The sequence below is a fragment of the Halobellus sp. LT62 genome, from assembly GCF_037031285.1.
GTDB classification, from domain to species: Archaea; Halobacteriota; Halobacteria; order Halobacteriales; family Haloferacaceae; genus Haloquadratum; species Haloquadratum salinisoli.
Genome location: NZ_JAYEZO010000002.1, coordinates 20987 through 33165, shown reverse-complemented (window position 1 = coordinate 33165; position 12179 = coordinate 20987). Strand labels below are relative to the sequence as shown.

Annotated in this window: 11 protein-coding genes; 5 read left to right on the top strand and 6 right to left on the bottom strand. The window is 65.4% G+C overall.

Annotated features, from left to right (window positions below):
* Positions 1-57 precede the first annotated feature (57 nt).
* Positions 58-297: a DUF8001 family protein gene (locus tag U5919_RS09450; protein WP_336023927.1), complete on the top strand. Its 240-nt coding sequence runs from the start codon at positions 58-60 to the stop codon at positions 295-297.
* 5 nt (positions 298-302) lie between these two features.
* On the opposite strand, the gene U5919_RS09445 is transcribed toward U5919_RS09450, so the two are convergent.
* Positions 303-1349 (bottom strand): sensor histidine kinase, encoded by a 1047-nt coding sequence (locus U5919_RS09445; protein ID WP_336023926.1) that lies wholly within the window; start codon positions 1347-1349, stop codon positions 303-305.
* 169 nt (positions 1350-1518) lie between these two features.
* Between U5919_RS09445 and U5919_RS09440 the strand changes: the two genes are divergently transcribed.
* The gene (locus tag U5919_RS09440; protein WP_336023925.1) at positions 1519-1896 is read left to right on the top strand and encodes a helix-turn-helix domain-containing protein; all 378 of its coding nucleotides are present in this window, start codon (positions 1519-1521) and stop codon (positions 1894-1896) included.
* A gap of 130 nt (positions 1897-2026) precedes the next feature.
* Positions 2027-3292: a threonine synthase gene (gene thrC / locus U5919_RS09435; RefSeq protein WP_336023924.1), complete on the top strand. Its 1266-nt coding sequence runs from the start codon at positions 2027-2029 to the stop codon at positions 3290-3292.
* Between the two features lie 87 nt (positions 3293-3379).
* On the opposite strand, the gene U5919_RS09430 is transcribed toward thrC, so the two are convergent.
* Positions 3380-4288 (bottom strand): ferritin-like domain-containing protein, encoded by a 909-nt coding sequence (locus U5919_RS09430; protein ID WP_336023923.1) that lies wholly within the window; start codon positions 4286-4288, stop codon positions 3380-3382.
* A 422-nt stretch (positions 4289-4710) separates the two neighbouring features.
* Positions 4711-6306, bottom strand: a complete 1596-nt coding sequence (gene serA / locus U5919_RS09425) for a phosphoglycerate dehydrogenase (protein ID WP_336023922.1) — start codon at positions 6304-6306, stop codon at positions 4711-4713.
* A gap of 111 nt (positions 6307-6417) precedes the next feature.
* Between serA and serB the strand changes: the two genes are divergently transcribed.
* Entirely contained in the window at positions 6418-7116 is a 699-nt protein-coding gene (serB, locus tag U5919_RS09420) for a phosphoserine phosphatase SerB (protein ID WP_336025545.1), read from the top strand.
* Between the two features lie 8 nt (positions 7117-7124).
* Here the strand turns inward: serB and U5919_RS09415 are convergent, their stop codons facing one another.
* On the bottom strand, positions 7125-8189 hold the full coding sequence (locus tag U5919_RS09415; protein ID WP_336023921.1) for a DNA cytosine methyltransferase: 1065 nt from the start codon (positions 8187-8189) through the stop codon (positions 7125-7127).
* 102 nt (positions 8190-8291) lie between these two features.
* Entirely contained in the window at positions 8292-9620 is a 1329-nt protein-coding gene (locus tag U5919_RS09410; RefSeq protein WP_336023920.1) for a cytosine deaminase, read from the bottom strand.
* Between the two features lie 127 nt (positions 9621-9747).
* On the opposite strand from U5919_RS09410, the gene codB reads away from it, so the two are divergent.
* Positions 9748-11142, top strand: coding sequence for a cytosine permease (gene codB, locus U5919_RS09405; protein ID WP_336023919.1), 1395 nt, complete (start codon positions 9748-9750; stop codon positions 11140-11142).
* Positions 11143-11196: 54 nt separating this feature from the next.
* On the opposite strand, the gene U5919_RS09400 is transcribed toward codB, so the two are convergent.
* Positions 11197-12090, bottom strand: a complete 894-nt coding sequence (locus tag U5919_RS09400; RefSeq protein ID WP_336023918.1) for a hypothetical protein — start codon at positions 12088-12090, stop codon at positions 11197-11199.
* Positions 12091-12179: the final 89 nt, after the last annotated feature.

Sequence of the window (12179 nt, the reverse complement as noted above, 5' to 3'; positions counted from 1 at the left end):
GACGCTGTTGTGCGCTCCAACGGCTACAGTAATGGTCTTTCAGACGAATCAGCGGATATGTCTGAGCCACTCCGCATCGAATCCGGGGAACTGACCGGCGAAGAGATCCTCGACGCCCTCCGGGAGGGACGTCGTGTCGTCGTCGAGGCGGAGCTCCTCGGCGGCACTCACCAACTGTCGCTCCGCCACGACGGCGAGACGTACTACTGCGACACGCCCACGACGCTCCACAAACACGCCGACGAGGAGGGAATGCTCGCGTGCATCGAGAAGATGGGATACGGTCGCGTGGAGTGACTCGTCTACGCGCTGTCAGCGGGTGAGGTCTTCGACGTTCTCACCGTCTCAGCGCTTTGTTCGTGGAACTCGAAGCGCGCGCCGCCCGTCGAACTGTCGCGTAGACTCACGTCGAATCTGTGCGCTGCCGCGATGCGCTGCACGATCGTCAGTCCTGTCCCCGTCCCGCTGTAGCCGGTCGTGAAGCCGTGTTCGAAGACCGTCTCTCGTTTCTCGGCCGGAATACCCATCCCGGAGTCTTCGACGTAGAACCCGTCGTTCAACGGGCCGACGCTGACGGTGATTGACGCGCCCCCGTGGCCGACGGCGTTGCGAAAGAGGTTCTCGAAGAGCGCCTGTAGCTGACTCTCGTCGCCGTCGATCGAACACGGTTCCGTCTCCAGCGTCGCCTCCCGCGTGTCGATTATCTCCCACGCGGACCGCGCGACGGCGTCCAGCGAGACCGGTTCGTACTCCTCGATGGACCGCTCGCTTCGCGCGAGTCCGGTGAGATCCGTCGTGAGCTCGTCGATCTGCTCGAGGGATTCCTCGATTGCGGCGAGGTGATCCGCGTCGTTCGTCTCTCTGAAGAGCTCCAACCGACCGGCGGCCACGTTGAGCGGGCTGCGGAGGTCGTGTGAACTCATACTGGCGAACTGATCGAGCCGTTCGTTCTGGCGTTTGAGCGTGTGTTCGGTCTCGCGCGCCTCCGAGACGTCCTGCGTGACCAACACGCCGTAGGGGTCGCCGTCGATGTCGACGGGCTCGGTCTCGATGTGGTGAACGCGGGTTCCGAACTCGACGTCGAGCGACGCTTCTTCGCGGTCGAGTGTGGATCGCAATGCGGGTTCGAGCTGCGCTGCGGTGTCCGCCGGAAACAACTCGAAGATGTCTTTTCCGACCATCGCCGCCGCGTCCCGCTTCGAGAACGGAAGGACCGCGGGGCCGACGATCCGATACCGGAGGTCGGCGTCGAAGAGCACTATCACCCCGTTCGGGAAGTTGTCGACCAGCGTTTGGTAGCCGTCTTCTGGCGGCTCTTTCTGTATTGAGGGGGCGTCAGAATCACACATAGTGCCGACGTTCGGTACGGGCCAGTAGTTCGCTGATAATACTTAACCGTTTAAAAACGCCGGAGCGGGAACTTCCTTCGCTACTATCGGGGGGATACCGTCTTCTCGTACGGTCGGACGCGCTGCCGACGACGCGGCACTTTAGTCGCGGCGGCGAGGAGATACCCGTATGAGTGACGTGCCAGAGATGAGCGATCTCTTGGATACCGAAGACCCGGGATTTCAGCAGGTGCTAGCGTGCGTGTTCGGCATTCAGCGCCACGAGAGCCGGACGTACATCACGCTCTTGGAGCATCCGGGAAGTACGGTCGCCGAGCTCGCGGACATCCTCGATCGGGACCGGAGTAACGTCAACCGCTCGCTGACGACGCTGATGGACAAGGGGCTCGCCAGCCGCGAGCGGCGGCTCCTCGACTCCGGTGGGTACATCTACCAGTACACCGGGACGGAGCTGCCGGAGGCGAAGGAGATGCTGCACGGCGCTCTCGACGAGTGGACCGAGCGCGTGCATCGGAGTATCGAGGAGTACGGCGGGATCGAAGAGTAGCACGGCAGGACGAACGAAGGGATGACGCCACCGACGACCCACGAGCGCGAACCACTGCAGGATCTATTGCACGCGAACAACTGAACACGAACCGCCCCCCTTTTCACCGCCGAACGCGAGACGTCGGACAATGAGCCTCGAACTCACCGCTCCCGCGCCGGACGTCCCGGACGTCGCCGACGACGGCGTCTGGCTCGCGGACATCGAGACGGGCGAGACGTACGCCCCGTTCGACGAGATCCGATACACCGGCGAGGACGGTAATCTGCTCGAAGTGCGCTACGCCGAACCGCCGACGTTCGAAGACTTCCGAGATCAGGGTCGCGGCGTCTGGCGATATCGCTCGGCGCTTCCCTTCGAGGAGGGGATCAGCCTTCCTGAGGGTGACACGCCGCTGCACGAGGCCCCGCGACTCCGCGAGGACGTCGGCGTCGAGACGCTCCGGATCAAACACGAGGGGATGAACCCGACGGGGTCGTTCAAGGACCGCGGAATGACCGTCGGCGTCCGCGTCGCGAAGGAACTCGGCGTCGACCGCCTCGCCTGCGCGTCCACCGGAAATACCTCCGCCGCCCTCGCCGCCTACGGCGCTCGCGGCGGGATGGAGACGCTCGTGCTCCTGCCGTCCGGGAAGGTCGCCGCCGGGAAGATCGCACAGGCCGCGCTCCACGACGCGCGCATCCTCGAAGTCGACGGCAACTTCGACGCCTGTCTCGACATCGTCCAAGACCTCGCGCAGCGCGGCGAGGTGTATCTCCTCAACTCGCTGAACCCCTTCCGGCTGGAGGGGCAGAAGACCATCGGCCTCGAAATCCTCGAAGAGTTCCGCGACGACTACGGCCGCTTCCCCGACCGGATCGTCCTGCCGGTCGGCAACGCGGGCAACACCGCTGCACTGTATAAGGCGTTCCGCGAACTTGTTCAGTCCGGCTCTCTCGACCCAGCCGAAGTCCCGAAGCTCACCGGCGTCCAAGCCGAGGGCGCGGCCCCGATGGTCGAGGCCGTCGAAAACGGCTGGGACGACACCGAGCGCTGGGAGCAAGTCGAAACGCGCGCAACGGCGATTCGCATCGGCAACCCGGTCAACGCGCCGAAGGCCCTGCCCGGAATTCGCGAAACCGGCGGCACGGCGGTCGCCGTCTCCGACGAGGCGATCACCGAGGCCCAGCGCGACCTCGCGCGCGAGGGCATCGGCGTCGAACCCGCCTCGGCGGCCTCGGTCGCCGGTCTCAAAAAACTCCGCGACCGAGGCGTCGTCGACGCCGACGAGGACGTCGTCTGCCTCACGACTGGGCACCTGCTCAAAGACCCCGATGCGGCGTTCGAGGCGGGCGGCAAGCCCGAGCCGGTGCCGAACGACACCGCTGCGGTCTTAGAACACATCGGCGCGAACTGATCGCGCGAGCGGTGCCATTTGACCGGCTCACTCGTCAGTTCTCGGGCTGCACGCGCGCGGTACTGTTTAGTCAGTGAGGTCTCCGGTCTATTCGTCGGTGGGTTCGTCTACCGGCGGCTCCTCGGTCGGCGTCGCTTCGGTTTCCGTCTCGTTCGCTGGTCCCGCTTCCGTCTCGGTTTCGGTCTCCGGCTCTTCGTCCTCCTCGCCGTCTTCTGCATCTCCGTCGTCTTCGCTGTCAGGCGACTCGATGAACCCTTCGACCGCTCCGAGTACCTCAGATTGGGTCTGTGCGGGGTCGAAGGCGTCGGGGAACGGCGATTCGCCGGTCACCTCGTTCAACAGTGCGGCATGGCGCGCCTCGACGCTGTGGATCGATAGTGCCGCCGAGAGGAGATCCGGACTCTCGACGAACGGGGCCGCACCCTGATATGCCGCAACGCCGGTGTTTTCGAGCACTTGAGCGACTCCGAAGAACTCGTCGACGCTCTCGTAGCCGAAGTCGTAGGAGGCCTCTTCGGCTGGCGTCCCGCCGAGCAACTCGACTGCCTGCCCGAGGACTTCCACGTGTGCGGCCTCGTGCTCGGCGATCGTCTCGACGTAGCCGAAGATGGTCGTTCGTAACTCCTCGTCGTACTCGGCCAACAACTCCGCGTCGGCGAAGTCGTCCTCGTCGAACTCCTCGAGCGCCTCGCGATAGAACGCGTTCTCGAGGTGTTCGAGCGACAGCGCGTAGTTCAACACGTCGACGTCGGTACCCTCCACGTCGTCGAACGCGGCACCGGCGTCCCCCTCCTCGGTCTCGGGCTCCTCGTCGGGCTCTTCATCCTGCTGTGCGATGGTGTTTCCCGTCCCGCCGCCGAGCGCGACCAACGCCCCGCCGAGCAACGCCGTGCGACCCAGAAAACTCCGTCGTGAACTGCGTCCGTCTTCGAGGCGTTCCTTCACTGATGTGGCGATCCGCGCCGCGCGCTCGTCTATGTCGTTTGGTCCGGTCATAAGTTCTGCCGGGTGCGTCCCCGACGATGTCACCATCGGTTCGACCGCGGATTGTTATGCGCCGGCCCGGAGTCGGTACGGACACCCCCGTCAGAAAATACGGGGCGGGTCGCCGGAGTTTACTTCGCCTTTCGCCCTATTCACCGCAGCGACGACGACCTCCGTGCTCGCTCTGAGAACGGTCGACTGTCTCGGGTACGCTCGTCTTTGTCTACGAGTACGCTCGTCTTTGTCTTCGGTACGCCCGATTTGTTTCAAGTACGACCGGCGAACCCTCCGGTAGGGCCGGCAGATATTGCACTCTCAAATCGGTGCGATTCCTGAGAATCCCGCTTTCGATCGCTACGGTCGTTACAACGAACCTCTCGAGTCGGATGGACACAAACCGCCGTTCAATCGGATCAAAAGGCCGGTTGGCGGGTTTATTCGTCGTCTTCGCCGTTCAGCGTCAGGTATCGAACGTCGATCATCCGATCGTCGGCGAGCAGCGTTTCGAGGACGTCCTTCGGGACCGGATCGTCGAGGTTGTACACGGTGAGCGCCTCGCCGCCTTCCTCGTCTCGGCGGGCGTTGAACATCCCCGCGATGTTGATGTCGTAATCGCCGAGCACCGAGCCGATGAAACCGATGACACCGGGCTTGTCGGCGTTCCGCGCGACGAGCATCTTCCCGTGGGGGATGGCGTCGACGCGGTAGCCGTCGATGCGGACGATCCGCGGGTCGTCACCGGCGAAGAGCGTTCCGCACACGCTGAGAGAGTCCTCCTCGTCGCCGACGGTGACGGTCACGAGACTCTGGAAGTCATCCGACTGCAGACGCTTCGACTCTGTGACGTCGATGCCGCGCTCCTCGGCGATCTGCGGCGCGTTGACGGCGTTGACCTGCCACTCCAGCGGCTCGAAGACGCCCTTCAGTGCCGAGGCCGTCACGAGTTCGATATCTTCCTCGGCGATGTCGCCCTCGTAGGACACCTCGACCTTCGATATCCGACCGTCGAGGAGTTGAGCGGCGACCTTTCCGGCGGTCTCGGCGAGGCCGATGTACGGCCGGATGCGCGGGAAGACGCTCTCATCGACCGAGGGCGCGTTCAGCGCATTCATCACTGGCTCGCCCGCGAACGCGGCGTCGATCTGATCGGCGATCGACGTCGCGACGTTCTCTTGTGCCGCCTCCGTCGACGCGCCGAGGTGGGGCGTGACGACGATGTCGTCGACGTCGAGAAGCGGGCTATCAGGGGAGACTGGCTCCTCGGCGAACACGTCGATCGCCGCGCCGTCGAGCGTTCCCTCGTCGACCGCGGCCGCGAGTGCGTCCTCGTCGACGACGCCGCCGCGGGCGCAGTTGATCAGGTAGCCGCTGCCCATCAGCGCCAGTTCATCGGTCGAGATCATTCCCTCTGTCTCGGGCGTCAGCGGCGTGTGTACCGTGAGGAAGTCGGCCTGCTCGAGGCACGCCTCGAACTCGACGAGTTCGGCACCGAGTCGGTCGGCGCGCTCCTCGCTGATGTAGGGATCGTAGGCGACGAGGTCCATCCCGAGCCCGTCGAGACGCTTTGCGACCTCTTGGCCCACGCGGCCGAGGCCGACGATACCGAGCGTCTTGCCGTTGAGCTCGGTCCCGAGGTAGTCGCTTTTCGCCCACTCGCCGGCTTTCAGACGGGCGTGAGCTTGCGGGATCGAGCGCGCCGCGGCGAACGACATCGCGACCGTGTGCTCTGCGGCCGCGCGGACGTTCCCCTCCGGCGCGTTCGCGACGATGACGCCGTGCTCGGTCGCGGCGTCGATGTCGATGTTGTCGACGCCGATCCCGGCGCGACCGACGATGACGAGGTCCGAGGCGGCCTCGAAAACCGCCTCGGTCACCTCCGTTCCGGACCGGACGACGAGGGCGTTCGCGTCCGCGACTGCTTCTAAGAGCGCCTCACCGTCCAGGTCGTAGGCCGTCTCGACGTCGTGGCCCGCCTCTCGGAGGCGTTCCAGACCGGCGTCGTCGATCGGGTCCGTAATAAGGACCTTCATATCCTAACCCATCTCTGGTTCCCGGTTAAACGTTTCTTCATCGGTGCGAGCGACGCTCTACTGCGTGTTATTTCCTCCCACCCCTGACAGTTGCTACCGATTCACGGGGTGCTGGCGGATAGGTGGGTTGAAAGCCTCTCCGACAGACTCTCGCGTATGCGACTCGTTGCCTTCGACTTCGACGGAACGCTCTCCGATTCGGAGATGACGGTCCTCCTCGGCGAGAAAAAGGACGTGGCCGATCGGATGGCCGACATCACCGAGCGCGCGATGAACGACGAGATATCCTACGCCGAGAGCCTCCGCGAGCGCGCCTCGCTACTCGACGGACTCGAAGCGGAGGAAGCCGAGGACGCGTTCGGGCGGGTCCGACTCCGACCCGGTGCGGCCGACCTCATCGCGCGACTCCGCGATGCCGGTCATCACGTCGCCATCCTGACCGGCGGCTTCGAGCGCGGCGTCGAGGCCGCACTCGAACGCGAGGGCGTCGAGGTCGACACCATCGTCGCCAATCGCTTACCGATGAAAGGCGGCCGTCTGACGGGCGACGTCGAGGGGCCGCTCATCACCGGGACGAAAGACGACGCGCTCGAATCGCTCGCGGCCGACCTCGACGTCCCGCTCTCTCGCACTATCGCCGTCGGTGACGGCGCGAACGACCTGCCGATGTTAGAGGTCGCGGGGCTGTCAGTGGGCTACATCCCGAAAGACGCCGTCCGCCCGTCCTGTGACGTCGTCGTCGCGTCGATGTACCGGCTTGGAAAGGTGCTGGAGGGCTACAACGTGTTGCGGCGCAGCGACGAAGCGTAGCTGTTTTCTCACTCCGCGTCCGCGACGCTCGCCTGCCGCATCGCCGCCAGATCCTCCGCCAACGCCTCCGCGATGGCCTTCGAGAGCCCCGGCGGGACCGCGTTGCCGACGACCTTCAACTGCGTGCTCTTGGGGCCTTGGAAGACGTAGTCGTCGGGGAACGACTGGAGGATCGCGCACTCGCGGACGGTGCCGACGCGGTCCTCGACGGGATGGATGAACGGCGCGTTGTGGTTCTCCTTGACGGTGATCGAGGGCTCGTCGCGGGGGAGTCGCCGCCAGCTGTCGCCGTAGCTCTCATAGAGGCTCTCGCCGGGTTCGACCTCGGAGATCCGCTCGACCATCTCCGCTGAGTGGTCGGTCTCGTCGTGGTTCGGCAACTCCTCGATCGGCCGCAGTTCCTCCTCGTCTGCCCCTCGTTTCAACAGCGCGTCCTCGACGGTCACGTGCGGTTGCAACCGCTTTCCGGTCAGCGTCGCCTGCTTCGAGGGGCCGTGGGTCCGCTCGGGATAGGTCGGCCGCGAACCGTCGCGCCGGCCTTGGAAGATCACCCGTCGACGGTTCTGCGGGACGCCGTAGTCGGCCGCGTCGAGGGTCTCGTAGGCGGGCTTCTCGTAACCCGCGCGCTCGAAGCCCTCCAGAATCGCTCGGAGCGTGCCGCCGCCCTCCATCGACTTGATCCCCGGGACGTTTTCCATCACGAACGCCGCGGGCTGGATGAATTCCACGAAGTCGATGAAGTTGCCGACGAGGTAGTTGCGCTCGTCGTCGGGGTCGCGGTGGCCCGCGATGCTGAACCCCTTACAGGGAGGGCCGCCGATCACGACGTCGATCTCGTCGCGCTCGATCGGGTACTCCGCGAAGAACTCCTCGGGGCCGACTTCCGAGAGGTCCGCGTGGATCGCCAGCGCGTCCTCGTGGTTGTGTTCGAACGTCGCGAGGAAGTCCGCATTGGCGTCGACGCCCGCGACGACGTCGTAGCCGGCCTGCAGGAAGCCCTCCGAGAGCCCGCCGCCGCCGCAGAACAGATCGAGTACCTTGATGGACGAGCGATCGGATTCGAGGTCCGGCATTCGGAATCTGCTCGTGTCTCGTTCGCGATCGTATTTAAACGCCCCGGGGCGTATCGCACGCCCTCTCGACGCGTCCGACGAGGTCGTCAGCGACGAGGCGGCTTACCGCTTGTAGTCGACAGGGACTGGTCCGCCCGATCGGTGAACGGTCGTCGTGCTCGGCTCGGTCTCCGCGATGGGCTTTCCGTCTCTGAGCACGAGCGTCCGCGGCGCTTGCCGCCGCAACGCGTTGAACCCGTCGGGGCTGTCGTAGACGACCAGCGAGCCCTCGTTGCCCTCGGCGAGTCCGTAGTCGTCCGCGCCGAAGATCTCGGCGTTCGCCGCCGTGAGCATCTCCCAGAGCACCTCGACGTCGCCGCGACCCGCCATGTGGGCGTAGTGCGCGAGGATAAACGCGGCGTCCAGCGGGTCGGCGACGCCGTAGTGGTACCACGGATCGAGCACGGAGTCGTGGCCGAGGCCGACCGTGACGCCCGCCGCTCGGAGCTCGTCGATTCGCGTGTGGCCGCGCCGCCGCGGGTAGTCGTCGTACGCGCCCTGCAGGACGGAGTTGTCCGGCGGGTTCGTCACGACACTCACGCCGCTTTCTGCGAGCATCGAGATCAGCTTGTCCGCGTACGCGTTGTTGTACGAGTGCGTTGCCGTCGTGTGACTCGCAGTCACGCGGTCACCGATTCCTCGCTTGATCGACTCGCTGGCGAGCACCTCCGTAAACCGCGAGCCCGGATCGTCCGTCTCGTCGATGTGGAGATCGAGCGGGAGGTCGTGTTTCTCGGCGAGGTCGCAGGCGATCTCGACGCTTTTCACCCCGTCCTCGCGGGTGTACTCGTTGTGCGGGATCGCGCCGACGAGGTCGACGCCCATCTCGACGGCCTCGGAGAGCAGGTCCTCGTTCGACTCGCCGGTGAGGATGCCGTCCTGTGGGAACGCGACCACCTGAAGGTCGACGAGGTCGGATACGCGGGATTTCAACTCGACCAGTGCCTCCACCGTCGTCAGCGACGGCTCGGTCGTGTCGGCGTGCGTCCGGATCCGCGTCACGCCGTGAGAGGCGTACCACTCCACCGTCTTCGTCGCCCGGTCGAGGATGTCGTCGACGGTGATGTCCTTCTTGTATTCGGCCCACACCTCGATGCCCTCCGCGAGCGTCCCGCTGTCGTTCCACGAGGGGTCGCCCGCGGTTCCCGTCGCGTCGAGGTGGACGTGCGGTTCGATGAGCGGCGGCGTGAGCAGTCGCCCGTCGGCGTCGTACCGGCAATCGGCGGCGAACGCGTCCGGGTCACCCTCGCCCGCGGGTACGATTCGATCGATGACGCCGTCGCGGATCTCGACGTCGACGGCGTTGCCGAGCGACTCTCGGCGGTCTGCCGGACGGAGTCCGGGAACGTCGCCGGCGATCGTTCGGCCGTTCGTGACGATGTAGTCGGACATCTCTGTCGGAGAGGCGGCCGTCCGACGGTTAATTATTTCTGCTCTCTGGCGGACTCGATCCGGATCCGTGACAACAAATGTGGTCGACATCCCCAATTTTATAAAAACACAACGAAAGCGGTCACTGATGGCAACAGAAGACGACACGTCCGCGTGGCGACGGTTCGTGTTCGGCGACGAGGAACTTCCGGACCCCGACTATCCGCTCGATCACGTTCCGGCAACCGAACGGAAGGGACTGGTGAGCATCTCGGCGGTCCTCTTGGGGTTCGTGTTCTTCGCGGGCACGCTCTGGGCGGGCGCGGAAGTCGGCGCGGCGATGGGCTTCGGCCCGATGCTGACCGCGATGGCCGCCGGCTACGTGATCTTGGGCGTCTACGTCGCGACCCTGTGCGGGATCGCGGCGAAAGCCGGATTGACGACAGTACTTCTCGCACGCTACAGTTTCGGACGGTGGGGGGCGAAGTTCGCAGATCTCATTCTCGGCGGCACGCAGGTCGGCTGGTTCGGCGTCACGATCCCGATGGTCGCGATCCCGACGGCGACGTTCTTCGGACTCGACACGCCGACGTTCACGGCCGCACTCATTCTCATCTGGGGGATCTTCCACCTCGCGACGGCGTACTTCGGCTACGAGGGGATGGAGACGCTCTCGCTGATCGCCGTCCCGATTCTGGTCGGCGTCGGCCTGCTGTCGATCTTCATCGCCGTGCAGGACGTCGGCGGCCTCTCCGGTCTGTTCGTCGCGTCGGGCGCGGGAGAGATGGGCTTCGCCGCCGCGGTCACGATCGTCGTCGGCACGTTCATCAGCGGCGGGACGCAGGCCCCGAACTGGGCGCGCTTCGCCAGTAGCACGCGCGTCGGCTTCTGGGCGGGACTCATCGCCTTCCTCGTCGGCAACGGCTTTCTCTTTCTCTCCGGTGCGGTCGGTGGTTCCGTCTACAGCGTCACGCCCGCGGGCGACCTCTACGAGGTGCTCGCGGCGCAGGGCCTCGCCGCGGTCGGCCTGATCGCGCTGATTCTCAACATCTGGACGACGAACGACAACGCGGCGTACGCCTTCGGCGTCGCGGGAAGCGAGGCCTTCGAGTTCGACCGGAAGCGGCCCTTCATCCTCGTTGGCGGCTCGATCGGGATCATCCTCGCGCTCGTCGGTGCCGACAGCCTGCTGCTTCCGTGGCTCTCGACGCTCGGCCAGTACGTCCCGCCGCTCGGCGGCGTTCTCATCGCGGACTTCCTCCTGTGCTGGCGGATGCGCGTCCCGAAGATGGAGGACGTTCGCTTCGCGGACGTCCGCTGGACGGGCGTCCTCGCCTACGTCGTCGGCGCGGTCGTGGCAGTGTTCACCGCCGGACAGGTCGTCCCCGGGCTCGCGGCCCCACAGGTCATCCCGGGTCCCGTGGGGGCGGCGCTGAACGGTCTCGTCGCCGCCTTCGTCGCACACCTCGCCCTGTATTACCTGCTCGAAACCAACGGCGTGGTCGACGGTCACGACGTCCTCGACGACGCCGAGCACCTCTGAACGGCTGACGCGCTGAAGCGTCTCTTTTGTCACGGCTCACCGCCGCGTCCGCGCTCATCTTTCCAGTTCCTCGTGCAGCGACTCACGCCACTGCTGCGGGTTGTACCACCCACAGCCCACACACCCGAGGTCCTCGTCGTACTCCTCGCTTCCCTCGTAGTAGTATTCGATTTCCATAAACTGGGGGCGCTCGCCGCTCTCGACGCAGGCCTCGCACTTGCGACTCTTCAGGAGATTGTGCGTCCGCGTGAGGATCTGGAAGTGCTCTCGGACCTCCGCGTCGCTCATCGAGTCGTAGTCGAAACTCTCCGATTCCTCCCACCGGACCTCCGGAACCCGATGGTCGACCTCCAGCGTCGTGCTCGGCGAGGAGCCGTCGAACGCGTCGCGGTGGTCGTAGAGGTCGCGGACGCGGCGCTTGAACGAGTCGGGCATATCCTGCCGCGTGATCGACTTCTGCGTCGGGAACGGGTACTTGAGTTTCCGGTGGAACGTGGTGTCTTCGCAGCGCTCGCAGTGGCGGTAATCCCCCTGTCCCTGCCCGGTGTTCTGGACGAACTCGAAGCCCTCCTTGCGGAGCATCTGGATGTCCTTCGCGGGCTGGGAACTGGGGAGTTCACACGCCGAGCAGTGCCACTCGCAGTCAGCGAGCGTCTCGAAGGTCGCCGCCCGCTTCGTCCCCTCGTTCGATGGGTTCCAATCCCGCGTCGCGTACTCGTGGACGCGCTCGCCGAAGTCCGTCAGGGCGTACGTGTCGCCGTCGCGATCGGCGATCTCGTCGTCGACGAACGACGAGAGGATCGCCTTCACGTCGGCGTTGGCGGCGCTGTTCGACCCTCCTCGAACGGTCTTCGCGCCGTCAGCAAGATTTGACAGCACCGCTTTCCGCCGAGAATCCTCCCGAACCGAGAGAATCATATCGGCCGTCTCCTCGTCCATTCCGGGCATACGCTCGGTTCTCACGCCCGAGGTTCAAATCGGTACGGGAAGCGGTTCCCGCTCTGGGAACCTGCTAGTTCCTCCTTCGACTAGCCGCA

Coding starts and splice junctions, on each gene's coding strand:
- U5919_RS09415 (WP_336023921.1), bottom strand. CDS start 8,189: ATGCCGGACCTCGAATCCGATCGCTCGTCCATCAAGGTACTCGATCTG.
- U5919_RS09450 (WP_336023927.1), top strand. CDS start 58: ATGTCTGAGCCACTCCGCATCGAATCCGGGGAACTGACCGGCGAAGAG.
- U5919_RS09445 (WP_336023926.1), bottom strand. CDS start 1,349: ATGTGTGATTCTGACGCCCCCTCAATACAGAAAGAGCCGCCAGAAGAC.
- U5919_RS09410 (WP_336023920.1), bottom strand. CDS start 9,620: ATGTCCGACTACATCGTCACGAACGGCCGAACGATCGCCGGCGACGTT.
- U5919_RS09400 (WP_336023918.1), bottom strand. CDS start 12,090: ATGCCCGGAATGGACGAGGAGACGGCCGATATGATTCTCTCGGTTCGG.
- U5919_RS09440 (WP_336023925.1), top strand. CDS start 1,519: ATGAGTGACGTGCCAGAGATGAGCGATCTCTTGGATACCGAAGACCCG.
- U5919_RS09430 (WP_336023923.1), bottom strand. CDS start 4,288: ATGACCGGACCAAACGACATAGACGAGCGCGCGGCGCGGATCGCCACA.
- codB (WP_336023919.1), top strand. CDS start 9,748: ATGGCAACAGAAGACGACACGTCCGCGTGGCGACGGTTCGTGTTCGGC.
- thrC (WP_336023924.1), top strand. CDS start 2,027: ATGAGCCTCGAACTCACCGCTCCCGCGCCGGACGTCCCGGACGTCGCC.
- serA (WP_336023922.1), bottom strand. CDS start 6,306: ATGAAGGTCCTTATTACGGACCCGATCGACGACGCCGGTCTGGAACGC.